This is a genomic window from Sporosarcina sp. AD_1 (assembly GCF_057373025.1).
On record NZ_JBPVIR010000005.1, the window covers coordinates 327,597 to 353,057 of the forward strand.

Annotated in this window: 17 protein-coding genes; 8 read left to right on the forward strand and 9 right to left on the reverse strand. The window is 46.3% G+C overall.

The features are described 5' to 3' along the window. Nucleotide 1: 1 nt before the first annotated feature. Genes ACSW3C_RS12170 through ACSW3C_RS12180 form a run of 3 tightly spaced genes read right to left on the reverse strand, consistent with a single transcriptional unit; the run spans nt 2 to nt 4,915 of the window. The gene (locus ACSW3C_RS12170) at nt 2-1,831 is read right to left on the reverse strand and encodes a DUF2194 domain-containing protein (RefSeq protein ID WP_486562863.1); all 1,830 of its coding nucleotides are present in this window, start codon (nt 1,829-1,831) and stop codon (nt 2-4) included. Further along, nucleotides 1,828-2,730 carry a hypothetical protein gene (locus tag ACSW3C_RS12175; protein ID WP_486562864.1) on the reverse strand — a complete coding sequence of 301 codons (903 nt, stop codon included), beginning with the start codon at nt 2,728-2,730 and terminating at the stop codon, nt 1,828-1,830. The genes ACSW3C_RS12170 and ACSW3C_RS12175 overlap by 4 nt, the downstream gene beginning before the upstream one ends. A gap of 1 nt (nt 2,731) precedes the next feature. After that, complete coding sequence (locus ACSW3C_RS12180) at nt 2,732-4,915, reverse strand: NAD-dependent epimerase/dehydratase family protein (protein WP_486562865.1); 2,184 nt, start codon at nt 4,913-4,915, stop codon at nt 2,732-2,734. 405 nt (nt 4,916-5,320) lie between these two features. Between ACSW3C_RS12180 and ACSW3C_RS12185 the strand changes: the two genes are divergently transcribed. The 8 genes from ACSW3C_RS12185 (at nt 5,321) to ACSW3C_RS12220 (ending at nt 15,290) form a co-directional block, all read left to right on the forward strand. After that, complete coding sequence (locus ACSW3C_RS12185) at nt 5,321-5,899, forward strand: YusW family protein (protein WP_486562895.1); 579 nt, start codon at nt 5,321-5,323, stop codon at nt 5,897-5,899. Nucleotides 5,900-6,014: 115 nt separating this feature from the next. Further along, nucleotides 6,015-6,971 (forward strand): DUF2207 family protein, encoded by a 957-nt coding sequence (locus ACSW3C_RS12190; RefSeq protein ID WP_486562866.1) that lies wholly within the window; start codon nt 6,015-6,017, stop codon nt 6,969-6,971. Nucleotides 6,972-7,004: 33 nt separating this feature from the next. Next, on the forward strand, nt 7,005-7,796 hold the full coding sequence (locus tag ACSW3C_RS12195; protein ID WP_486562867.1) for a hypothetical protein: 792 nt from the start codon (nt 7,005-7,007) through the stop codon (nt 7,794-7,796). A gap of 507 nt (nt 7,797-8,303) precedes the next feature. Next, complete coding sequence (locus tag ACSW3C_RS12200) at nt 8,304-8,693, forward strand: hypothetical protein (protein ID WP_486562868.1); 390 nt, start codon at nt 8,304-8,306, stop codon at nt 8,691-8,693. A gap of 343 nt (nt 8,694-9,036) precedes the next feature. Then, nucleotides 9,037-11,265, forward strand: a complete 2,229-nt coding sequence (locus ACSW3C_RS12205) for an EAL domain-containing protein (protein WP_486562869.1) — start codon at nt 9,037-9,039, stop codon at nt 11,263-11,265. Between the two features lie 69 nt (nt 11,266-11,334). Continuing rightward, nucleotides 11,335-12,966, forward strand: coding sequence for a thiamine pyrophosphate-binding protein (locus ACSW3C_RS12210; protein WP_486562870.1), 1,632 nt, complete (start codon nt 11,335-11,337; stop codon nt 12,964-12,966). Beyond that, nucleotides 12,966-13,343, forward strand: coding sequence for a carboxymuconolactone decarboxylase family protein (locus ACSW3C_RS12215; RefSeq protein ID WP_486562871.1), 378 nt, complete (start codon nt 12,966-12,968; stop codon nt 13,341-13,343). The genes ACSW3C_RS12210 and ACSW3C_RS12215 overlap by 1 nt, the downstream gene beginning before the upstream one ends. Nucleotides 13,344-13,604: 261 nt before the next feature. After that, nucleotides 13,605-15,290 carry a methyl-accepting chemotaxis protein gene (locus tag ACSW3C_RS12220; protein ID WP_486562872.1) on the forward strand — a complete coding sequence of 562 codons (1,686 nt, stop codon included), beginning with the start codon at nt 13,605-13,607 and terminating at the stop codon, nt 15,288-15,290. A 105-nt stretch (nt 15,291-15,395) separates the two neighbouring features. On the opposite strand, the gene ACSW3C_RS12225 is transcribed toward ACSW3C_RS12220, so the two are convergent. The 6 genes from ACSW3C_RS12225 to ACSW3C_RS12250 all read right to left on the reverse strand — a co-directional run bounded on the left by ACSW3C_RS12225 (nt 15,396) and on the right by ACSW3C_RS12250 (nt 25,276). Beyond that, entirely contained in the window at nt 15,396-18,146 is a 2,751-nt protein-coding gene (locus ACSW3C_RS12225; RefSeq protein ID WP_486562873.1) for a M14 family metallopeptidase, read from the reverse strand. Nucleotides 18,147-18,415: 269 nt separating this feature from the next. After that, nucleotides 18,416-19,750 (reverse strand): aminotransferase family protein, encoded by a 1,335-nt coding sequence (locus tag ACSW3C_RS12230; RefSeq protein WP_486562874.1) that lies wholly within the window; start codon nt 19,748-19,750, stop codon nt 18,416-18,418. Between the two features lie 17 nt (nt 19,751-19,767). Then, nucleotides 19,768-21,351 carry a BCCT family transporter gene (locus ACSW3C_RS12235; protein WP_486562875.1) on the reverse strand — a complete coding sequence of 528 codons (1,584 nt, stop codon included), beginning with the start codon at nt 21,349-21,351 and terminating at the stop codon, nt 19,768-19,770. A gap of 60 nt (nt 21,352-21,411) precedes the next feature. Next, nucleotides 21,412-22,854 carry an aldehyde dehydrogenase family protein gene (locus ACSW3C_RS12240; protein WP_486562876.1) on the reverse strand — a complete coding sequence of 481 codons (1,443 nt, stop codon included), beginning with the start codon at nt 22,852-22,854 and terminating at the stop codon, nt 21,412-21,414. 25 nt (nt 22,855-22,879) lie between these two features. Beyond that, complete coding sequence (locus ACSW3C_RS12245; protein ID WP_486562877.1) at nt 22,880-24,067, reverse strand: M20 metallopeptidase family protein; 1,188 nt, start codon at nt 24,065-24,067, stop codon at nt 22,880-22,882. A 21-nt stretch (nt 24,068-24,088) separates the two neighbouring features. Next, the gene (locus ACSW3C_RS12250) at nt 24,089-25,276 is read right to left on the reverse strand and encodes a M24 family metallopeptidase (RefSeq protein WP_486562896.1); all 1,188 of its coding nucleotides are present in this window, start codon (nt 25,274-25,276) and stop codon (nt 24,089-24,091) included. Nucleotides 25,277-25,461: the final 185 nt, after the last annotated feature.

The following is a 25,461-nucleotide window of genomic DNA, read 5'->3' on the forward strand; positions in this document are numbered from 1 at the left end:
TCTAGTAACCTCCTAATTCCAATTTGAATCGGGAGTCATCCACGGTGACTAAAAATACACCTTCATCAATCCGATTCACCTTACAGTTTGTCAGGCGACCGATTTTCCGCTCTGTCCGTAATATGAAAAACGTTTCTTTCCCGCCGGTCGAAAGCGTCCCTTCAATGCTATTATCCGTCTGCTCAATTTGCACTTGGGTGTTCAATACATGAGCCATATCCAAAGCAGCTTCCGTTGCGGTCAACGGTCGGACCCACGGATATGTCCGCTTTACTCGGGCCATATTGTTCTCAAAACTGCGGTAGATCTCTTCCCACGTCATATTAAAACTGCGGTCCTCGCTAATCGCATCATCAGGATGGACAAAGTTGGAGAACACTCCAACGGCCGTCATCGCATTTGCTTCGGCCCACCTATCAAACTGCCTCTCCATGTAGCCGGACGTAACTCTTGGCATCTCAATGACACCGTCTGGAGCGATTTCATATTCCTGAACATAAGATATCCCGGTTTTATCCTCTAAATAGAGGGAAGAAATAACGGTCAGATCCGGCCACGCTTCCAGTAAAGCAGTTCGGCCCTCTGTGGATAATACATTCGAAGGAGGGACGTAGGAGGTGAGTGTATAACTTGGGAAAGACCCTTTCGCATAGTCAAGGGCTTCTTCAATGGAGGACACCATATCTCCTGTATTCTTCCAAGCGGTATAATCAAAATGATCTGCTACCGCCTGATCCATCGTAAGCGGCTGGTGGTTATAGCCATGAATACCTAATTCCCCCCCACTCTTGAGAATTTCACGTCCATACGAAATGAGGTTCATCCTCACTGCATCAATGGGATTCGGATAAGGCGGAGTGACATCGTCCCCATACGTTTCAATTAATACACCTGTATAGCGAATATCATGGCGTTTCGCTACCCCTAGCATATTGGGCCACCAGATCTCACGGTAAAAGACCGGCAATTCCTTTTTATATTGCTCATAAATGACGGGATGCCTGCCTTTTGCCACGGGAGCCGGAAAATCATCGATGAAGAAAACCTTAGAGTTAAATATGGGATACATAAAATCCGGTTCCATCAAACTTATTGCGCCAGCGAGTATCCCCCGATTCAATTTTTCTTCCAGAAACGAGCCGTTGCATACGACGAAGGCTCCCTTTCCATAAATCGCCTTCCATATAAGGGGAATCTCCTCGGCACTTGTCGCCAAAAGCTCCGCATGGCCGTCGAGTGACACAAGGAGAGACGAATTGTATAAAAACTCATCTTCAATCTCGAGCCCTTTTTCGCCAATCAAAATATTGGAGTCAAGACGGATGCCGTACGTACTCACCTGGTATTCAAATGAGGAAATCCCCATCTTCCGATGCAGCACAACAAACTCCGGGCCGGGCTGCAACGATGTCAAAAACAATAAATACCCACCATCATGGACAAATTCTTCGAGCGCTTCTCCGCTGCCAAGTGCCTCCACTGTGTCAACCGCACTCACGACGACATCGCAAGCTGACAGGGAGAGGGAGGTGCTGTCTAGATCGACGGGGACTGTAAATCTTGTCATAAGCTCCAACGTTTTGACTGCGTTGTTTTTTAACAGTTTGCTCGATTCATTGGAAGAGGAGAAGGCGACACAATATCGCCTTTCATTGATTCCCTCCCCTTCTTCTTGGACGACTTGAGACTTCAATTCATCCCGTATATGAAGCAGTTCTCCATTTTGTTGAAATGTGAGGACATACTGAGATCGGGTAACTAAGAAGGAGAAGCCCGCCAATAGAACGGCGATTAGAAGGAAGTAAACACTTTTGGAGAAATTGATATTCATCGAGTAGAAATCCCTTCTGACCAATACCTGACGAGCGTAAGTCCATGATTTGTCAAAACAGTATCAGATTCTTTTAATGCTTGGATCATCCGATGCATGGAATTGGACGACTTCGTTGTATAATACAATTCCACTAGGCGCAAATACGGCTCTTCCCTGTCAGGGAACTTTGTCAGATAAGAGATTCCAGTTTGTTCGGCTTCCTTATAACTGGCGCGCTTCATCTCGCACATCATCTTCTCTTCGAAGTCCCGGTTTATGCTGACTGTATCGGTCATGATGATCTGATCTAACAAGCTAAGGTAGACTTCTTCGTAACTTTTGAGAGTACGATCATCCAAATACCCACTATCCATGTATTGTTTGAGCACATCACGATATCGCTGCGCCGCCTGAAGACTGTCCGGATTACGCGCATATTCCGAAGAGCATCTTTGCAATGCCAAAGAAAGCTTCCGCTTCACTTCCATAATGGCGCTCACGGCATAATGGCTCGTTTCGGTATCTTCATTCTGCACTGCAGTACGAAGCACTTTCATATATTGGCCAGCGTCTTCCTTCAGTACGTCGATCATGACCCTTCTTCTTGTCACATGATCATTTACAAGCAATGCTTCCTCAATAGGAATCACATCGAGTTCTTTTTGTATATCTACTTTCGTATGGATTGCATCCCGGTGTATAAGGATGTCTTCATCCAGCCCGTTCATATAGCTTCCAAACAATTCTCCTTCATTTCTAATTGCCTGTTTGGGCCAAACAGCTGCAAAAGTCCAACCGATAATAGGCAGGAACACCACAAGGACCATCGCCACCAGCCACTCTTTCCAAGACGAACGATGGAAGAAAGCAAGGAGAATGCCAGATAGGACGACATAGAGGACATACACGTATAACACGCTACATCCCTCCTCCTAAGATGGTCGTCTCAATCCCTTCCCTTAAAAGCCTTGAACGCACAAACGCAACATCCTCTTCAGAGCAATTTGTCAAAAGGAGTGACACCTTGCCCTCCTTCTGTGTGCCGATGTAATCGGTCTGGCGTAGCAGTTTGGTCATTGTTTCGGTCTGCGCAGCCAAACGTTCCTGATCCAAGGCACTCTCAAGCAATGAGAATGGCAGCCCATTTCGTTCTTGTGCAAGCCGTTTTGATTGCAGCACCACATCAAAGGCCTCTTTTTTCAACAGCCGGGTGCCGGGGTAATACCGTTCCTTCTCAGTTGCATGCATAAAGCTAAAAGCACGAATCAGAGCATGTTTTGCGATATCTGTTACAATACGGAACACATTTTCATGATAGAGGGAAAGATGATGGAAAGAGATGCCATCAACAGCGATGATCCCGTAAACAGCACCATTGTGACGCAGGACGGCTGCCATCATTGGAGCTGAAGGATCTAGCTTTTTATTAACAAACATGCCAGAGTTCTTGTCGTCCAGTAAAGACTCCAGAAAAGGATGCTCACTCACCTTCCATGAACTTGTCTGCCGTTCCGCCGATTTTCCTGCTCTTGCAACAATGCGGGCAAATTGGCGATCTTCACTAAGAAGGGAGAATGAAACATGATCCGCCGACATGAAATCTTGTAACGCGCGGACAGAGCGTACATAAACCATCTCCGGTTCCAAATCATCCATATCCCTCAGCAGTGCATGCACCTTCCCAAAACTATCCTCTCGGGTCGATAGTTGAAGTTGCAGCGCCTTTTTCACTTCAAGCACGTCAAGATGGACCTCATCTAACTGGCGATATTGTGATTCCAATTCGCCCAAACGCTCTTTTTGCATAGCAATCATATTATTTTTCCGCTGGGTCGCATAACCGACAACGAGGCCAATAAATAAGTACAGGATTACTTGGAATAGAAAAGCGGTGTCGTATAAGAGGGAGACGAATTCCCTTCCTTGCGCGAGTCGTCCGTAGAGGATAAGGAGAATGGATAAGCCTGAAGCCAGCACAGCTTGACGTTTGCCATAAAGAATGCCCAATAGTCCAATATAAAAGACGATGAGGACATCCGTCGATTGTTGCAGACTGACCGTTCCGTTCAAATATAGCCATGTGACAAACAGGAATACGAGGAGATTCTCAACATACGGCTTGATAGATCTGAGAAATATGGAGAACCTAGAAGAGTCTTCGGAGGACTTACTTTTCTTCCTGCCTTTCTCTTCGGCTGATGAAAAGGCAGCATATGTCTTCTCAATTCCTTCATCCAGATGGTACAGAGGAGCCCAATCAAGGTCAACTCTTACCTTTTCATTGTTCAATCTGGACTTCTTAATATCACCATTCTTTGCCGTCCGATAAACTGTCTCTCCTGAACCGTGAATAGAAACAAGCTTGGATGCCAGGGATTGGATGGTCGTTTCCGTATTTGCAGATAAATTATACACGCCTTTTAATTGCGAATGGGCAGCACGCAGAAACGCATCAGCCACATCTTTCACATAAATGAAATCTCTCGTCTGCTCACCATCACCGTTAATTTCAATCGTCCGTCCCGTCAACAAATTTGTTATGAAATGGGATACGACTCCGGCTTCCCCACCATTCCCCTGTCTGGGTCCATACACATTCGACAATCGAAAGCTGACCGTATCCAAACCATACAGCTCATTCCATTTCATACAGTATGTTTCACCAAGCCATTTACTCATCCCATAAGGCGACACCGGATTGAGGGAATCCGTTTCGGCAAGAGGCAAACGGACAGGCTCACCATAAACCGCCGCAGAAGATGCAAATAGAAACTTCGTTACCCCGTATTTCGTGGCAAGCGTCAGCATATTGACAAGGCCAAGAACATTCGACTCCGCATCGGCAACCGGATTATCCACCGAAGCCCCCACACTTGTTTGGGCAGCCAAATGGACAACGACGTCAAAATGAAAAGCACGAAACACATTCTCACATGCGGCATCCTCTACAGATAGCACATAACCTTTGTGGCGAAACTGCACGCGATCACGCTGCCCTGTCGATAAGTTATCAATGATAACTACCTGATAGCCCTCTTTCCAAAATCGATCCGCCACGTGAGAGCCGATAAAGCCATAACCACCTGTAATCAGCACTTTCATCCTGTCACCTTCTATGATTCAAATTTCTGATCAAAACCCCTATTTAGCACTTTCCCATCCACCAACAGAAGAGAGGAGATTTTTTATATACTCTATGTGGCTATTTTCCAAAATAGGACTTATCAAATTGATATTTTTACTGAAACCTAAGATGGAGTTGAGGACCAGCGGAGTAGCACTGTTTTCGATTCATCACCTTTTGAAGGCCCGCAAGAGACAAAACACACTCTATCTAACCCATCAGTACCTGTAGAATGGCCAGTTCAAAATTCCCTTATTACTTTGATCCATTGCTTGTATTTTGAAAAAACTTAATAAAAAATGTCCCTCTGGATGGCGTATGAAAATGCCGTATCGGGGAACAGTAGAAGTACACCACGAAAAATATTGGAGGAATGCAAAGTGATGAAGAAAGCAACATCAGTTTCAGGGATCTTATTGGCAGCAGCTTTAGTTCTGGGAGCATGCGGAACGACGAACAATAAAACAACAGGCACTTCAGGCACGACAGAACCGGCTAACCCAGGTATGAATAATACGACCACCACGGAAAAAGTAACTGAAAATGTGGAAACTCACACAAATACCCCATCTACAAACGGAACAGCCAATGCACCTCAAGTAGACCATTCCGTTATGAATGATAAGTGGGGCAAGCTCGATTATATGGAATTCGATTTGAGCGTTGATTATGGTCAAACAAAAGAATCCTCTAAAGAGGTTGAAATTGAAGTCGAAGAAGAAAGCGGAATGCTGGATGCAAAGTGGAAGGACGAGCGGAACAATCAAATTTTCAAAGGCCAAGAAGCGTTTGATCAAATCTACCCTAAAATCGAAAAGCTAAAGATCACCAAAGATACGAAAAAAGAAGAAGTCATCAAGCAAGTGCTCAAAGAATTTGACCTGCCAAACGACTATAAGAAATTCGACTTGGAAATCAAATTCCGCGACAACACAAAAATCGAATTTGAAGACCGTAAATAATAGGAACCCTCTGCCAGTTAACTGGCAGGGGTTTTTCTTTTTCATGGAGTCAAATCGGAAAAATGAATGAAACCATTTAATCCCTGCTCCGTAAAGGAGAAAAGGGGTGAACGTGATGCAGTCATTTTTTCCATCTGAATCAACGGAGGCGGCTGCCATCCTATTGCTTGCCGGTCTTCTAGGAGTCCTTCTCCTTACAGCGTTCTTTCGCAAAAAACTTGAGAAAAAAGAAGCATTGGACAGATTGCTGGACCAATTTTTTATTCCCGAAGAAAGCATGAGTGTGCCTGCGAGTCTCGCTTATGTCAAAAACGGCATCTTCTCGCCGTATGTGACAGCCGCTGCCTTTATGGAATTGATTCGAAAAGGGATGATTCGCGAGATTTCGGAAGGGCAATATGAACTTGTTAGCCGGGATGTTGATCATCCTCATGAGGAAATGCTACTCTCACTGCTGTTCGAACGGGTGAATTATGGGGCACCCGTTTTTCAGTTGAACGACATAAAGTATTTTATTGAATATCAAACGAACGACCTTATTTTTTTGGAAGCCCATAATGCCTGGCGCAAGGAAGTGAAACGAGAAGTCCACCTTGCCCGTGTGTTTGATACCAATCCCATGTTGCGATCATGGCTAATTGCCATTTCATTAATTTCAGGAACTGTGGCGACAGCTTGTGGTATAAGCGGTTGGGTTGGACATTCAGCCGCCGCATGGACGATTTCTTCCATCGCCATGGTAATTGCCATCTTATATAAAACCCGTAGCTCCTTTGGCCACCAGCAAGTTGAAGCGTGGCAAGCATTTAGAAATTCATTTGATACCTTTGGAAATTTCAATGAAACGTTATGGAATCAATTCTCCGAGCAAGACCGGTTGCGGGCATATGCATGTGCCATTGGAGCGCAGGATCAACATGCGGAAAAGCGGTTGGATGCCGAATGGCACCGTTTAGGGCTAAGTGAAGTTGTGGCTGAGAAGAATCGCATCGTCGACCATTTTCTGCAAGCCATTCAAAGGGCAGAGCAGCGGGAAATGAGCCGGCACTCGCATCGGGGCATTGTGCAATAAAACGAACAAATTGGCGAAACGGAGGTGTAACCGATGCCATATGTTATGGTAACCGTTCTTATTTTTTCAATACCAAGCCTGCTGATTATAGCTTTCGCGCATGATGTCAAAACGGGCAAACGGGACAGAATCGCTTTCAAATGGCCTGTCCTGCTTCACCTTGCTTTCGTCGCAATCGGCTTGGCAATCCAATTTTATTACCACCAAGCGTATCACTTCCCTTTCTTTCAGACAAAAACCGAAAACTGGGTTGTCGTCCTTGTGGTTGGTGTATTGGCAGGAATTATCTTGCTGGTAAACATCATCATTACCTTGACGAGCGGAAAAAATTTACCGAAATCGATCCACGACCCAAAAGCCGTCAACTACTTCATCATCGGCATAGTGCTATCATTATCCACTATCCTGCTGATCGCTGTACCAACCGGCAAGAAAATGGCGTTTTCCCAGGCAATCGACAAAGCCATGCAGGCATCAGATGGAGCGCAAGCCGAGGATTTCCCTGTCGTCCTCGTCACTTCCGAACGAGAATGTCTCAAGAATACTTCAAGCTGCCGAAATTCACCGTATAGCAATCAATTCTTCATCCGCAACAATCTAAACAAAACACAAGAAGTGCAAGTGAAAATCCGGGCACTCAACTCTTCCGGCGAAGAAATGAAAGTCATCGACTCACACATCATGACCCTCCAGCCAGGCGAATTGCGGCTCGTCAAAACCGAAGAAACGAACGAAACGTCCAGCCCCTGGAACCAGTACTCCTTTCAAACCGACTCCTTCACCGGCCAATACGAATATTGGAAACGTCACCGCGATCCGAAATAAAGTAACGTTCGGATCGCGATTTTGCGTAAGTCTGGGAGCGGGATATGAGCATTCTGAACGCGAATATGAGCTGCCTTCTGGATATACGAGCGGTTCGCCGGCAGATACGAGCTCTCTTTTGAATATACGAGCGGTTCGACAACGGATTCGAGCTCTCTTTTGAATATACGAGTGGTTCGACAACGGATTCGAGCTCTCTTTTGAATATACGAGTGGTTCACTGGGATATACGAGCACTCCGGCAACGGATACGAGCGGTCAACACCGTTATACGAGCGGTTCCAAAATATGCGATCCACCAGGTTGCAGGAGCACTTTAGCAACTGAAACGCGCACTCTTTCGAATATACGAGCGGTTGGCCGGAGGATACGAGCTCTCTTTCGGATATACGAGTGGTTTGACAATGGATACGAGCTCTCTTTTGAATATACGAGTGGTTCGACAACGGATTCGAGCTCTCTTTTGAATATACGAGTGGTTCACTGGGATATACGAGCACTCCGGCAATGGATACGAGCGGTCAACACCGTTATACGAGCGGTTCCAAAATATGCGATCCACCAGGTTGCAGGAGCACTTCAGCAACTGAAACGTGCACTCTTTCGAATATACGAGCGGTTGGCCGATGGATACGAGCTCTCTTTTGGATATACGAGTGGTTCGACAATGGGTACGAGCTCTCTTTCGAATATACGAGTGGTTCGACAACGGATACGAGCTCTCTTTCAAATATACGAGCGGTTCACCGAGATATTCGAGCACTCCGGCAACGGATACGAGCGGTCTACACGATTATACGAGTGGTTCGACAACGGATACGAGCGGTCTACACGATTATACGAGCGGTTCCCAAATTTTTGCGATCCACCAGGTTTCACGAGCACTTCGGCAGCTGACACGAACATTTTCCCCAACTTTAATAATCCACTCATTCCCCCTATCTCACCGCCAAAATCATCGGACGCTAGGCTTTTCCTTTTTTCATTAAGAACCAGTTTTTCCCCGATCAGTATAATTGAATTTTATTATTAAAAACTTTATAATTATCCATTAGATATAAATAAATTTCTTGACAACTTATACACACTAATACAGATTGTAATAAAATTAACGAAACGACAGTAACTATTTCATCCATCGGTTTTGTGGCGAAAGAGTTGCTTTTTATTTTTATACAAACAGACAGAAACAGATAGTAATTAGGTACCAGTAATAAGTTTGATAGATTCGGAGGAAATTATGAGTAGTCATGATGCTTATTATATAATAGAATCGAATCGGTACTGTGAAAAAGCTGGTATGGATCCGAACGAGATATCCCGCCCAAAGCATTTCCTAAATGAGCAGGAACTCGCGTTTAAACGGCTTGAATACAGTGAAATTTTGTCGGTCGTTCGTTTCTTCTCTAATAAACTTTTGAACTCGTTAAAGGGGACGCCTATTCTGGTCGTTGTATCGGACGCGAATGGCTATCTCCTCGAGATTGAAGGCGATGAGACCATCAAAGGGATGATTGAGCAGTTTGGAATTAAACCCGGCAGCTTGTTCGTGCTGGAGGATACGGGAACGAATGTGATCAGTCTTGCGTTGCAGCAAAAACATCCGATCAGCATAATCGGGTCTCAGCATTATCACACATTCCTTCACGAGATTGCCTGCTACGGCACGGCGTTCCATTACACGGACGATGATCATATTCTTGGCAGTGTTTCTATCATGATGCCGATTCAGTTTCAAAATCCTTTATTTCTCACGATGCTGACACAGTCTGTCGATTCCATCGAGCGGGAACTTTTATTGCGCAAACAGAACCGCAAGCTCAATATTATGAATCAAATTATGTTGAGCCGGACACGGAACGGCATTGTGATAACCGATGAAAAAGGGATTACGACCGAGTTTAACCAGTTTGCCCAGCAGATTTCGAACAACCGCAGAGACGATGTGATTGGCCGGAACATTATGGACTCCCCTATTACAGGTGACTATTTCAAAGAGGTCATAGAACACGGCAAGATTTTTACAAATGAAGAAATCCAATTTACCAATGACAACGGGAAGCGTCTTGTTTGCCTCTTTGACGCGCAGCCGATCTACGAAGGAGATAAGATGATTGGAGCCTTCGGGCAATTCCGGGATATCTCGGATCGCTATTTTCTTCAGGAGAAATTTAATTACCTTGCGTATCATGACGATTTAACGGGGCTGCCCAATCGCCGATTTATTAATGAAGAGATCGAGAACATCATCAAGGACATGGAGGACGGTCGAAACCGGACGCTCGCTCTTATTTTCATCGATTTGGATCGTTTCAAGGCGATTAACGACAACTTTAGCCATTCGTACGGTGATATTTTGCTCAAAAAAGTGAGTGAACGTCTATCCGGCTGCCTTGGCGAACAGGATATCCTTGCTCGTATGGGCGGAGATGAATTCATTTTCCTTCTAAAGGATTTTGATAGCCCCGATTATGTCACTGCAAAGGCTGAGGAAGTATTGAATCTGTTCAATGAATCCTTCTATATTGGCAACGATGAATTGCACACGACCGCGAGCATCGGGGTCGCATTGTATCCGGATTATCCGATTTCCATGGAAAAACTGATGATTTACGCGGATAACGCTATGTACCAAGCCAAGAAGCAAGGGAAGAACCGCTATAGTGTATATACTTCCGAGCTGTTCGAGGGTCAGGAGGAGGATTACAAACTGGATATGGATTTGAGAAAAGCGATTGAGCATGAGGAATTCGTTCTTCACTATCAGCCTCAAGTCCATTCAAAATCGGGTGAACTTATGGGAATGGAAGCATTAATCCGTTGGCAGCACCCTACTCTCGGGCTGTTACATCCTGAAAAATTCATCAGACTAGCGGAAGAAAATGGCTTGATCAATCAAATTGGCAAATGGGTTATCAAAGAAGCGTGTGCTCAAAGCAAAAAATGGCAGGTAGCCGGATTTCAGCCACTCAAAATTTCCGTCAATTTATCGACTCAGCAATTCTTGACGAAGGATCTTGTCGCTTTCATGAAAGAAACGCTTCAAAGGACCGGCCTGAATCCCCATTATCTCGTCGTAGAGATTACGGAATATATGGCGATGGAATATGAATACTCCTTGAAGGTACTTCAACAATTGAAGGAACTCGGCATTGGGATTAGCATTGATGATTTCGGAACCGGCTACAGCTCGCTCACGTACTTGCATAATTTCCCGATTGATTTCATCAAGATCGACAAATCATTTGTTATGGAAATCGCCAATGGCCCGCAAAATGCCATTATCGTTAAAGCCATCATTACGATGGCGCATAATCTGCAAATGAAAGTCATTGCGGAAGGCGTAGAAACAAAGGAGCAACTTGACTTTTTAATTGATCAACAATGTGATGTTGTCCAAGGCTTTTATTTCAGCAAACCGCTTCCAGCAGACGAATTCGAATCTACTTACTTGCAGAATAAACAATGAACCGATTGCAAAATATCCCGTTTGGTTTTGGAGATCTTCTATTACATTAACGGAAAGAGTGAGTCGCAAATGAAAACAACAGCTTCCGTACTCGCATCGAATTTTAAGCATTGGGGACTGAACCATATTTTCGGCATTCCCGGAAAAGCAGTCTCGCCCATCCTTTTTGAGCTTCTCCATGAAAATATTGAATTCGTATTAGCGAAACATGAAGCGGCAGCCGGATTTGAAGCAGCGGGCTATGCTTTGATGAATCAAAAAATCGGCGTCGCAATCGGAACATCCGGACCGGGAGGAACGAATTTATTGACGGCGGCCGGCCAAGCTGCGGCTTCTCATCTTCCTGTATTGATCATCACAGGCCATCCATCTATGAAAGATACCGGCAAAGCACTCGGGCAGGATTCCAGTACATTCGGCACTGATTTGGTCAACATGTTCCAATATGTCACGAAATTCAGCGCACGTGTAGAACGCGGGGATATGCTGCGCCCGTACTTGCAGCATGCGCTTGAGAAAGCCATTTCGGGCGTAAAAGGCCCTGTGCATTTATCCATTCCATTTGATGTGCTGCTGGAGGAGATTGAACCATTCGTATTGGATCTTCCAGTTCACCAGCACATGGTCTCACCAAATCTTGCAGATGTGGCGGACAAACTGAACGTGGCATCCCGTCCCCTTCTCTTCCTTGGAAAGGGCGTCCATTCCAGCCGGGCATACGAGGAAGTGCAACGATTCGCTGAACACTGGGGCATCCCGGTCGTCACGACACCAGGTGGAAAGGGTGCATTTCCATCTAACCATTCCCTTTCATTAGGGGCGTTCGGCTTGGGAGGTACGCCGGAAGCCACCGCATATTTACAGGCAAAGATTGACTTGCTCGTCATAATCGGTTCCAAAATGAGCGATATGTCCACGGCCGGTCTAGCTGAATCCATGTATCCTGAGCACGTGATCCACTTTGATTATGATCCGACGTTTATTGGAAAATCTATTAACGTGCCAACTACACCGGTGCTCGGGGACATCAAAACGAATTTGCAGTTGATTTTAAAAGACCTTCCCGCCAAGAAAGAAATATTCTTGTCCGCTCCTGAACCGCTCGAGCTTCAGGAGAACACACCAGGCGAGCGAATGTCCGCCGTCCAAGTATTGCGGGCCATGCGGAATGCACTCCCTTCGGATGCGATTGTATTCGGAGATGATGGTAGCCATTCTTTCTATGGAATTAAACATTATGACGTCTATGAGCCAGGCACTTTCTACTTCGAGGATATATTCGGCGCTATGGGAAATGGCATCGGCTATGCCATCGGTGCCCAATTGGCGGCTCCCGAAAAAACGGTTGTCTGCCTGACGGGAGATGGCTGTATGTTCATGCATGGGACGGAAATTTCGACAGCTTACAATTATGACGCCCCCGTCCTCTTTATCGTCATCAACAACGGACGACTGGACATGGTCGAAAAGGGGATGCGAAAAATGATAGGCACATCTATAGGCGGAATCTATGAAACTCCTATGAAAGCAGCTTGTTTTGCAGAGTCGATGGGACTCCAAGCTTATACGTGCCGGGATCCGTTTGAACTTAGCAAACGAATAACAGGAGCACTGAAGTATACAAAAGAAACAAATAAACCGATCGTATTAGAAGTGTTGGTGGATGAAAACGAAATTCCGCCGACTATGGGGAGACAGTGATGACTATGGATAACAACACAAGATATAATGCCGGAACACGCGTTATGGAAGAACTCTTTTCAGAAGAAGTACGTACTGGCATGCAAGAAATCAAACACATTTCACCCGAGCTGTGGGACATGATTGTGTCCTTCGGTTTCGGAGATCTGTACGCCAGAAAAACCCTTTCCCTATCACAACGGGAGATCATCACTTTGACGTCACTCATCACCCAAGGCGCATTCGACCAGCTGCGAGTTCATTTACAGGCTGCTTTGAATGTTGGGTTGTCAAAAGAGGAAATCATTGAGCTGATCATCCATTGTACCGGTTATGTCGGATTCCCAAAAGCTGTACAGGCCATGGGAATTGCCGGTGAGATTTTTAAAGAAAATTAATGCAAAGCCAGGTATGGAATCGTTTCATACCTGGCTTTCTCTCTTTATACCAACCATCCCCCTTTCTTTTAACTAATAAAGGAAGAAATCAATTCAATTACCTTTCAACCTATCCTTATTCTTACAGTAATTCTTTAAGCCTAATAACAAAATACCTTACATATTACTTTTCTCACAAATTTATTGATAAATAATGTTTACAATATTTTTAGATTAAGGTACTCTTGAAAAAGTCCAACCTACAATGAGAGGAGTAACATCATGTCGATAGGCAAAAAGATTTATGGCGGATTTGCAATTATGCTGGGCGTCTTGTTAATGTTCGCCGGCTTCAGTATTTATCAAATGTTATCCATAACTGCAAAATATGACGATATGTTTGACCAACAAGTAAAACAGGTACAGTTGGCCGAAAAAATTCAAAAAGATACCGCATTTCAAGGAATGCATCTTCGGGAATACCTAGCAAACGGCAGCGGTGCCGCTTTATCCCGGTATGATGGAGCGAAGGAATCCTTGCAAACTACATACGAAGAATTGTCTACATATGTCACAACAGAGGAAATGAGTGAAGTGCTGGAGAGAATGAACAGCTCCATCACTCAATTCGATGATGTTGCCAATCAAGCCATCAACTATGTCAAACAAAGCAACCGCAATGGTGCTGAACGCATCATGAACACGAGCGGTCTGACTGCAAGCGCCAACATTCAAAACGCGGCAGAGGAAATTGTGCAATATCAAAATGAACGGCTTGCGCACAACCGGGCCCTCGTGACAGATAAAGCGAAGGTGGCAAAAGAGGGATTAATCATCTCTACCATCTTCGATTTTCTCATAGCCCTGCTCATTGCATTTATCATTAAACGATCCATCGCAAAACCGATAGGGGAACTCGTATCGGGCGCGGCCATTATCGCGGCTGGCGACCTGACTCAAGAGGATATTACGGTAAAATCAAAAGATGAAGTTCGCGACTTGGCCAATTCCTTTAATACGATGAAAGCGAATTTACGTGGGCTGATCGGCAGTATCAACGATAATGCAGCCCATGTCAGTGCGACCGCAGAGGAATTGTCCGCCAGCACGGAAGAGGTGACCCGGGCATCGCAGGATGTCGGAGAAAACATGGAATTGATTGCCGCAGGCGCACAAACATCAGCAGCTTCCGCGCAAGAAAGCTCTCTTGCCATGGAAGAAACAGCACTGGGCGTCCAGCGCATCGCTGAATCTGCCCAACAGTTGAATGACAGTGCATCGACGACGGAAAAATTGGCCGAGCAAAGCGGCGGTGCTGTGAAACAGGCAAAAGACCAGATGAACATCATCTATGAATCGTCACATGCGACGAGTGAATTGATCGCCCGCCTGAGCAAACAGACAGCAGAAATTGAGAACATCATCCATGTCATTACCGATATTACCGAACAGACTAATTTGCTTGCCTTAAATGCAGCAATTGAAGCAGCCCGCGCCGGCGAGCACGGGAAAGGATTTGCGGTCGTTGCGGATGAAGTACGGAAACTGGCGGAGCAGTCCAAACAGTCGGCTAACCAAATTGTTGAGCTGACAACCGAAATTCAGACCGATACGAAACAGGTGGAACAAGCCGTTGCTGACAGCTTGAAAAACGTTGAAGAAGGAGTTCAAGTCATCGACGAAGCCGGCAACGCCTTCCTGTCCATCGTCCAAGCTGTCCAAACGATGGGCGACCAAATCGGAGACATCTCCGCAGCAACCGAAGAAATCTCAGCAGGCGCCGAAGAAGTATCCGCATCTATCCAAGAAATCGCCACACATTCCATTGAAGCATCCGGAAAAACAGCGCAAAACTCTATCGCCGTCCAGGAACAAATGGCAACAATCGAAGAAATCAACACCGTCGCACAGGCCCTAAGCCGACAAGCGATGAGTTTGCAGCAAGTAATTCAGGAATTTAAAGTGTGAGATAGTATGCAGCCACCATCCATTTTTATGGATGGTGGCTGTTTTTTCATAATCTACCACAAAAACAACCTCCCGCGAGAAACATCTGCAGGAGGTCATTTTCAATTAATACCGATCCGCATCCTTCGCAGGAGCAGGCACTTCGCTTGCTGCAGCAAAAATGCTGTTGGCGAGCATGCGGTAGGAGTGCTTTGTATGAGCCCGGAATGCCAAGTCGTTGGCAAACAAAGTGATGGTGCCGCCTTCAAGTTGTTGCGTGAAGGCGAGAACCTGACCTTGCGCCCCTTCATGTCCCGGCCACCAGCCGGCTACGTAAAAGTCCGGTATATCCTTCACCGTTGCAAGCACCGCAGCGTTTTTCGGCATGGCTGTAATCCAGGAGCCTCTCGTCGTATACAATAGCTCTTCCCGGCCATAACCAGCCATAAGCGAGTGGTTGAAGTTAATATCGGCTTGGATCAGCCCTTCATGTCCACCGGAAGTTGTTTGGTAATCAAACCCTTCCAAGACATCAGCTTCTTTGACCGCTTTCAAGACGTTATTGCCTATGCCGACAAATGTCTTGCCCGCCAATTCTTCCGGCAGCTTAGCATCCGATACGACGATTTCCGCCTCTTCCTCTTTCGTAAGCTCAAATCCTAGTTCTTTTAACGAGAAGATTAATTGGCCGGAACCATTGGAAGCCACTTTCGGTTGGGCAATCCATTTCGTTTTGACCGCCTTATAGGATGGCAGCGGAGCAGCTTCAAATACATACTGATCAGCATATGGCAGAAGGTCTTCTGTCCGTACAATGAAATCCCCCGCATGGAAGCCGAATTTTCCTTCTTTCAAGATGCCGACCGATTTACCATCTTTCAGTAATTCATTCACCAGTTTAATCGTATCATTATTGACGTTCTTCAATACTTGTCTTGCTTTTTTCTCGTCAATAAAGCTTGCTGGCACTTCCACTTTCGATATGGCTTCTGTTCGCTCAGCCAGCGCGTCTTCACCTGTCACCCGGATTTCTTGAATATCAAATCCGCGCAATGCCGGGAAGTTTGCAACAACCGGATCGTACATTGCTTCCCAATCGGATACGTCATCGCCTTTGTACAGCATCGCGTTTGCCAAACCGCGTTTCGCCTGCTTCATCGGCACGACATATGTCCCTTTCGGATAAACCTTGCCATCCACCTTGATGTCTTCCGTCGTTTGTTCAACTTTCACACCGTTGCGGATCAAATAATCCACCATGTTGTACACTTCAGCTACGTTCTTTTGCTTATCTCCAATTGGCATCACATAATAATCCGGGAAGAAGTTTTCATTTTCCCCTCGCGGACGCCCGATTGATTCTCCAGCCGCATTCGTCAAAAGGGGATCGATATTGCGGTTATCCTCTCCTTTGACGCCACGATTAAAGATTTCCAGCTGACGCGAATACAGCTCATCTTTATTTTCAAATACATAATTAATCATTCCTAGGCCAGCGCCTACCATGGCCTTATATGATTCCTGTCCAAGCGTCGGCACTTCTACTGTATGGCCCAGCGTACCGTGCAGCATGGAGAAAATCGGCGTATAAGCAGGGCCCATGTCATCCCAGCCATCCTTGTATTCTTCTGATGCCAAGAAATACGAGGTCAATGCGGAACTGCCGATCGCTGCCTGCCCCATCGCATGAGCTTGCGGGATCATTCCTTCCATTAACAAATCATATTCAAAGTTCGGATTATGTGGCGGTGTGGCAGGCTCGATGAGGAACCCTTTCACATAGCCATGCCCTTCCATCATCGCAAGCGGCGTCCACTTCGCAATGACCGGATTGAGTTGAATCGTCTCTACCTGTGTCTGATACGCATTATCACGATTTAAATCAAACCCATTCACGTTAGCCCGTGTATTGTGGACGCGTCCATCCGGATTGTGCGAGAAATTAAAGATGAGGATGAGGTGATCTAACACTTCATCGACATTCAATTTCACTTCCTCATCCGTTCCGTCCTCGTTTGTTTTGGTGAAGGTCACTTCTTTTTCCGTAGCGAACTTCTCAAGCAGCTCTGTTTGGAAGTCGATACCTTCCACTTCATCCGGGTGAATATTATTGAACCAAACAGGCACCCGGTAGTCGTCCATCGTTCCATCTTTCAGCTTCGCAATCAATTCCTCAGGTGTTTCAAGCGCAACCGGAAGCGTTTCAGTTAAATACTGATCGACAGCCGCCTTATCTTTTGCCAGGACGACCATATGGAAATCACGGCCTTCTGTACTTTGGCCAGGGCTCTCATACTGGACGTAACGCCCATTCAAACCGGCCGCCTTTTCAATGATTCCGTCGATCGATGGTTTAATCTCATCCCATTCTAGAAATTCGTCATACACATTCAACTTGACTGTCGTAGCAGCCTTTGTCCCATGCTCCTTGTCAACTAGCGCAAGCTCATAGTCTCCAAGCAACTGCTTGTAATGTACACGAATTGAACGCGGTGACAAATCATCTGTTCCGAAAGGCAAACCAAATTCAAGCTTTGCCTCGATGGTTGTCGTGCCGTTTACATAATGGGGCGCCTTTTTGACGGTAATGAACGGATCACCCGCAAAAGAAGTGGATTTTGCATCCCACTTTTTCCATTCAGCAAGAGGCTTGCCTCCAAATTGAAGCTCCACTTGCTCTAAATCAACCTCTTGTCCTAAATCCGCTGACACTGTCACCTCACGAACTTCTGTCAGCGCCAGCTTCGATTGGCTGGTCTTCAATTCAATTGATTGCTTTGCAGCAGCCTCAACGGATGTAGCCGCTTGCGTCGGTACCGGCAATACAAGCGAAAACGCAAGAATGACTGCTAAAAAACTCCATAAAAACCGTTTCACTCTCCATCTCCCTCTCTTTTAGTATCTTTGTAGATTACTAACCTACAATAGTTTGAGTGTACCAAATCTTCCGTATCATGAATACTATATTATTTCGTTGTTTGAAATATAATAACGATATTGAGCATAAAGACATATCTATCAAGGCGAAACTAGATAATAAAAACACTTCGCAGTATGTTATAAGAATCATTTGCTATGTATAAAAATACATTTATTCTTTTATCCAATATAAAAAACCCTACATAGTCTGCAGGGTCTAATGAGTATCATATTTTCTTCAATACCGTTGTCAACGACTCATCGATTATGGAAATGATTTTTTCCACCTCTTCGTTTGTAATACAGAACGGAGGAGCGAATGCGAGTGTGTCTTGCCCTTCATAAATGATGCTTCTGCCGAGCAGTCCATGATTTAACGCTTCTTCAATCACTTTCACAGATACCGGCTCGTCAAAACGAGTTCTAGTTTCCTTATCTTTCATGATTTCTACGGCACCGAGCAACCCGACACCCCGTGCATCTCCTATCACTTCATGCCGGTCCTGCAGCCATGCGAACCCTTTTTGGAATGCTTCGCCCATTTGGCGCACATTTTCATAGAGCTGTTCTTCTTTCAGAAGGCGCAAGTTTTCCAGTGCCACGGCACAGCACATCGGATGCCCGCTGTACGTATACCCGTGCATGAAAATCCCGTCAGACAAACTGACCAATTCGGAACGCAATCTTTCTGTCAGCACCATGCCACCTAAAGGTGCATAACCGCTCGTAATTCCCTTGGCGATCACCATGACATCCGGCACGACATCATAATGCTCCATACCGAACGTTTTTCCCGTTCTTCCAAAACCGGTAATGACTTCATCCGCTATGAATAAAATATCATTCGCATCACATAGTGCCCGGACTTCTTTGAAATAGCCTTCCGGCGGAGGGTTTACCCCTCCCGAACCTTGGATGGGCTCGGAGATGAAAGCAGCAATCGTGTCCGCGCCTTCTGTTTCAATTAATTCCTTCAATGCTTCTATGGAAGAATCCACGTACAGGAAATCAGGCGCCAGCGAAGGGAAGCTTCTAAAACCAGGCAATCCCGTAGCACTGGAAGCGCCCACCGAAACGCCATGATACGATTTTTTTCTAGAAATGATTTTCTTCTTCTCTGGCAACCCTTTTAGTTGCCAGTAATACCGGACTGTTTTAAATGCAGTGTCGTTCGCTTCCGAGCCGCCCGATGTAAAGAAAGTGGCAGTCAGATCACCCGGTGCCATGCTTGCGACAACCTCCGCCAGTTCAATGACCGGCTCATGGCTGTTTGTCGCAAATGTCGAACTGAACGCAAGTTTCTTCATTTGCTTCGCTGCAGCTTCTCCAAGCTCTTCCCTGCCATGCCCGATATTGACATTCCATAGGGAGGACAGCCCGTCGATGACTGTCTTACCCCGCACGTCTTTTAAATAAATGCCCTTGCCTTCCGTGAAGATGAAACGCGGCCCTTGTTCCTGATGTTGTTTAAAAGACGTTGTCGGATGAATGAAATGCTTTTTATCCAATTCCGCCAGCTCATTATAATAGGCTTCTCTATTTTCAGTTGATTGTAAAATCATCATTACCCCTCCATGCTTTATTTTTTCGGAGTCGTCAAGGCGGAACGGATCGGAACCCGTTCATAGGTCGACTCCTTTTCATCTGCAGTTTCCGTCTCTTCCGCCGTGGCAGCCCCTTGATCAGAACGCAACATTTTCAGCAAGGCGACCCCCATAAGCAGAAGTATGACCGTGAACGGCAAGGCGGCAACAAGCGAAGCTGTCTGTAATCCTGCCAGCCCGCTGCTATTAATTAACACGACGACGATGGCAGCCATGAGAATTCCCCATGTCGCTTTCAATAAATTACTTGGGTTTGGATCGCCGCCGGATGTCATCATGGCGAGGACAAAGGCTGCGGAATCCGCAGATGTCACCAAGAATGTGACAATCAAGATTAAAAAGACGACCGATAGGAAAGAGCTCATCGGGAAATTCTCAAATGTAGCGAACAAGGCACTTGTCACATCGTTTTGAACAGCTCCGGCAATATTCGCTCCTTGGAAGAGATCCATATGGAGTGCCGTCCCTCCAAACACCGCAATCCAAATGATTGCAATGAGCGGCGGTACGATCAGTACACCAAAGACAAATTCCCGAATTGTCCGCCCTCTTGAAATACGGGCGATGAACGCACCGACAAACGGCGACCAAGCAATGACCCACGCCCAATAATTGACGGTCCAAGCTTTCGACCATGTATTTCCGTCATAAGGGGACATGCCAAGGCTCATGCCGAAAAAGTTCTGGATATAATCCCCTAGTCCAAGCACGAATGCTTCAAAGATAAATTGGGTCGGTCCAAGAATGAGGACGACAATAATCATGCCGATTGCTAAACTCATATTTAAGATACTGAGAAATTTGATTCCCTTATCTAAACCCGTCAAGGCAGAAATCAAATACAGTACGAGCAGCGTCATTGTGATAAAAAAGAGGGACATGCTGTTCTGCGGGACGGCGAATACATGATTCAATCCGCCATTAATTTGTAAAATCCCCATCCCTAAAGAGGTAGCCACTCCTAGGACGGTCGTGATGACCGCTAATGTGTTGATGGTTTTCCGTAATGTTTTCTTTTTTTCCTTGCCGATAATCGGATTCAGCGTGTCACTAATCATCCCTGTTTCTTTTTTACGGAATTGGATATAAGCAAGTGCCAATCCGACAATCGTAAATACCGACCATTGATGCACACCCCAATTGAAGAAGGAATATTGCATTGCACGACGCCCTGCTTCAGATGTCATCCCATTCGAACCTGTCGGGGAAGTCGCAAAATGGGTCATCGGCTCGGCAATTCCCCAAAACACAAGGCCAGCACCGAATCCGCAGCTGAATAGCATGCCAATCCACGCAAAGTAGGAGTATTTCGGCTTTTCATCATCCTGGCCCAATTTCACTTTGCCGTACTTGCTAATAGCGAGCCAGGCACAAAATAATACGATGGCCAAGACGGAAAGAAGATAAAACCAGCTAAACGCTTCTGTTACGAATGTATAGGCCTGATCTGCCCATCGCGACATCCCCGCAGCATCAAACGCACCCCATAACACCATGGCAACAATTACAATGGCAGACACCCAGAAGACACTATTCATCATCCTCGAACTTTTATCCATTTGTCTGTTCTCCTTTTTAGTATTTTGAACTAAAACAGTGAGACCTCTTCCATATCGATGCTAGCCCTGATGCAAATTAAAACTGACCACTTTCGGTTCTGTCATTTCCTGAATGGTGAACTTCACACCTTCTCTTCCAAGCCCGGAGCCTTTCACACCGCCGAACGGCATGCCGTCAATTCGATAATCGCTACTGTCATTGATCATAATTCCTCCGACATCCAATTCTCGAATCGCTTTGAAAGCGTTCTCAATATTTTGAGTGAAAATGCCCGCCTGCAACCCATATGGCACTTGATTCGCTTTGGATATCGCGTCTTCCAGATCGGATACCTCATACAACAGGACAACAGGGCCAAAGATTTCTTGAATTGCGATTCTGCAACTCGAAGGGACCTTCGTTAATACCGTAGGCTTGAAAAATGCTCCGATCCTCTCGCCTCCAATAAGAAGCTCCGCCCCCTCGGCTACGGCTTCGTCCACCCATTGCTCGACCCGCTCCGCCTCTCTCTCATTAATTAACGGTCCCATGTCTGTTCCAATTGATTGTTTGTCACCGATTACGTATCGGCCTGTCTTTTCAACAAACTTCATTTGGAATTCTTCAAATGCACCCTTTTCAATATAGATTCTTTGGACCCCCAGGCAGTTCTGCCCCGCCGCGCTAAATGCACCGGATATAGTCGCATCCACGGCCGCCGCTATGTCAGCATCTTTCAGGATGATGACCGGCGAATTAGAACCGAGCTCCATGCTCAATTTCTTGAGACCCGCTTTCCTTGAAATCCTTTCCCCAGTCTCCAGTCCACCCGTGAAGGAAACCATCCGGATTGCAGGATGTGTGACTAAGATATCCCCTATCACACCGCCCCTCCCTGTAATGACTGACAGGATTTTCGGTGGCAATCCGGCCTGTTCGAACGCCTCCGCCAGAAGCAATGCGCTCAATGGCGTGGCGGTCGCCGGTTTCACAATGATTGCATTTCCCGAAGCAATGGCCGGGCCGACTTTATGCGCAACGAGATTCAATGGATCATTGAATGGGGTGATGGCCGCAATGATGCCAATCGGAAAACGGTAATAATAGCCGATCCGCCCTTCCCCTGTTTCAGACTGATCAAAAGGAATCGTTTCTCCTTGTATCCGTCTAGCCTCTTCCGCACTTAAACGCAACGTTTGAATACAACGCATTACTTCTGAAACGGCTTCTTTAATTGTCTTACTGCCTTCCGATGCAATCGTTTCCGCATATAAATCAAAGTGTTCCTCTATATAGAGAGCTGCATCATTCAGGATCCGCATCCTAGCGTGCACCGGCAAAGCTGCAGAACGTTTCGCCCCTTCCTTTGCCTCCTCGATGGCCAGAAGCATATCGTCTCCTGTTGCTGCCGGCACGCTGCTTATAAGTGAACCATCCTGGGGATCAAATACGTCGATGCACTCCTCCCGCTGTACCCATCTGCCCGCCAAAAACATCGGTTTACTTTGCATGGTCGTTTCCATCTGTCCTCGCCCCTCTCTATCCCTATCAACCTTTCAACAATTGCGTTGCTGCTTCTGTCAGAATGGCGACGCCTATTGCCAAGCAACGCTCATCAATATCGAAATGATTCGTATGAAGGTCACGTTGTCTCCCTTCCGGAAACGCACATCCTAGAAAAAACATCGCTCCTGGAACCGCTTTTGCCATATATGCAAAATCCTCTCCGCCCATCCCAAAAGGCTCCTCCTGAATGGCCACACCAGGAATACAGGTTTCAGCAGCCTTGCGGATGATACGATTAACGGCTGGGTCATTAACAAGAGCAGGTTCGCCGCGATCTACTTGGAATTGATACGTGCCTCTTAGAGTTTCTGCGATTTTGAAGGCCCGTTCCACCTCTTGGATTAATTGCTCCCGCACAGCTGGCGAGTAAGCCCTGATCGTACCTGTTACTTCCACTTTTTCCGGAATGACATTGCTCGCCGTCCCCGTATGGATTTTCCCAATGCTTGCTACACCCGTTTCAAGCGGCGAAAGCCTTCTGGAAGGCATCCCGTAAAACGCTTGCAGCACCGAGCCGAGCATCCAGACCGGATCCGTCCCGAGGTGTGGATAACCGGCATGGCCGCCACTCCCACCTATCTCAGCATGGAATACATCCACACTCGCCATGCTTGGACCATCGTTCAATTGGATGGTACCGACCGGATACCACGGGCACATATGGAGCGCGATGACAGCTTCCACTCCTTCTAGGACACCCTCTTCAAGCATTCTTGGTGCACCTGAATATCCTTCTGAATCGGTCGCTTCTTCAGCCGGCTGGAAAATAAGCTTGATCGTTCCTTGCCATACGTTCTCGACAGCCATGTTCGCCATTTGCGTGGCAACCCCCAGCAGGATGGCAGTATGCGCATCATGTCCACATGCATGCATAACACCGTCATGCAAAGATCGATAGTCATGTGAATTCTCTTCTACGATGGGCAGCGCATCCATATCCGCACGGATGGCAATTGTTCTTCCCGGCCCATTGGTGAAAGTCGCCACAATACCAGTACCACCAACCCCTGTTTGAATTGTGATGCCCTCTAATTCGGACAAGATGCTTGCGATAAAGGATGCAGTCTTATGCTCCTGAAAACTTAATTCAGGATACTGATGAAGATGCCGCCGCCAGGAACTTAACTGTGTCTCCAACTCGCTATCAATTAATCTCTTAACTTTCTCCACTTCTGCCACTCCCTGCCCGCGTTACATCGCTAAATCAATCTGATCCTTCACGATTAAACCCCGATGAAAATCCGTCAACACTTCACAACCGTTCTCTGTCACCCGGAACGTTTCGCTAATCTCAATTCCGTATTCATCGAACCAAAGACCAGGTATCATATGAAAAGTCATATTCGGCTGGAGTACTGTCCGATCCCCTTTCCGGATGCTCGCCGTATGTTCGCCCCAATCCGGAGGATATCCGATGCCGACGGGATACCCAAGCCGAGATTCTTTGACGATTCCATGTTTGGAAATGACTTGATTCCACGCAAGTTCAACTTCCTCTAACACAGCCCCCGGCTTGACGCTTTCCAGTGCAGCATTCAATCCTTCAACCAATATGTTGGACACCGTCATCACCTCTTCCGCAGGCTTACCAATGGAAATGGTCCGGGCCATCGGTGCATGATAGCGTCTATGGCAACCCGCCAGCTCGATAATGACGATTTCATTTCCAGAATATCTCCGATCTGTCCACGTCAAATGAGGAGTCGATGTATTTTTTCCAGCTGGCAGCAGTGGAACGATGGATGGATAATCACCCCCGTAACCGTCTGTGCCACTCACTAAACTTTTATAAATAGCAGCAGCAGCGTCACACTCCCGGATGCCTTCCTGAATCGTAGAAGCCGCCGCTTCCATGCCAAGTCCGGCAATATGCGCCGCCCGGCGGATATACTCGATTTCCGGCTCCGATTTCACGATGCGGACCCAGTTGACAAGCAGGCTGGCATCGACGAATTTGGCGTTTGGCAAATTCGATTGCAGCTTCACATAAGAAAGTGCGGAGAAGTAATAGGCAGCCATTTCAATCCCGATGCGACGTTCAGCTTGGCGGAGCTGCTTCAAAACCGATGCAATATAATCCATTGGGTGTCTCTCGGTCGAATGGATATGATCTTCTGGATAATAAAGCACGTGCTCCGGTTGTAACCATGTCGTCGCGATCGCAGCATTCGCATCCATCTTCCTTCCAATCCATATCGGTTTCGCTTCATCCGCAATGACAATGAGCATTTGATCTACATAAAATGACCAGCCATCGTAACCCGATAAGTAATTCATATTGGCCGGATCAGTAATCAGCAATACATCAATTCCCTGTTGCTCCATTTTGGCCTTCGTCTTGTGTAATCGATGTTGATATTCCTCCAAACTAAACGGCATCATCTTCAAACCCTCCTCATCATGATTCGTTACTTCTCGGCATTGCTCCAGTGCAGCCAGCATCCAATTTACCAACTCAATTAGGCTCTAAAGCTCTAATAGATTCACAAACTACCTTCCCATTTCATTACAGCTAGTATATAATCTGAATAATATAAATTCACCGTCTATTTTGTATGAACTTC

Coding starts and splice junctions, on each gene's coding strand:
- ACSW3C_RS12250 (WP_486562896.1), bottom strand. CDS start 25,276: ATGCCGTTTAGTTTGGAGGAATATCAACATCGATTACACAAGACGAAG.
- ACSW3C_RS12240 (WP_486562876.1), bottom strand. CDS start 22,854: ATGGAAACGACCATGCAAAGTAAACCGATGTTTTTGGCGGGCAGATGG.
- ACSW3C_RS12200 (WP_486562868.1), top strand. CDS start 8,304: ATGGATACGAGCGGTCAACACCGTTATACGAGCGGTTCCAAAATATGC.
- ACSW3C_RS12195 (WP_486562867.1), top strand. CDS start 7,005: ATGCCATATGTTATGGTAACCGTTCTTATTTTTTCAATACCAAGCCTG.
- ACSW3C_RS12235 (WP_486562875.1), bottom strand. CDS start 21,351: ATGGATAAAAGTTCGAGGATGATGAATAGTGTCTTCTGGGTGTCTGCC.
- ACSW3C_RS12215 (WP_486562871.1), top strand. CDS start 12,966: ATGACTATGGATAACAACACAAGATATAATGCCGGAACACGCGTTATG.
- ACSW3C_RS12205 (WP_486562869.1), top strand. CDS start 9,037: ATGAGTAGTCATGATGCTTATTATATAATAGAATCGAATCGGTACTGT.
- ACSW3C_RS12190 (WP_486562866.1), top strand. CDS start 6,015: ATGCAGTCATTTTTTCCATCTGAATCAACGGAGGCGGCTGCCATCCTA.
- ACSW3C_RS12180 (WP_486562865.1), bottom strand. CDS start 4,915: ATGAAAGTGCTGATTACAGGTGGTTATGGCTTTATCGGCTCTCACGTG.
- ACSW3C_RS12170 (WP_486562863.1), bottom strand. CDS start 1,831: ATGAATATCAATTTCTCCAAAAGTGTTTACTTCCTTCTAATCGCCGTT.
- ACSW3C_RS12185 (WP_486562895.1), top strand. CDS start 5,321: ATGAAGAAAGCAACATCAGTTTCAGGGATCTTATTGGCAGCAGCTTTA.
- ACSW3C_RS12230 (WP_486562874.1), bottom strand. CDS start 19,750: ATGATTTTACAATCAACTGAAAATAGAGAAGCCTATTATAATGAGCTG.
- ACSW3C_RS12210 (WP_486562870.1), top strand. CDS start 11,335: ATGAAAACAACAGCTTCCGTACTCGCATCGAATTTTAAGCATTGGGGA.
- ACSW3C_RS12220 (WP_486562872.1), top strand. CDS start 13,605: ATGTCGATAGGCAAAAAGATTTATGGCGGATTTGCAATTATGCTGGGC.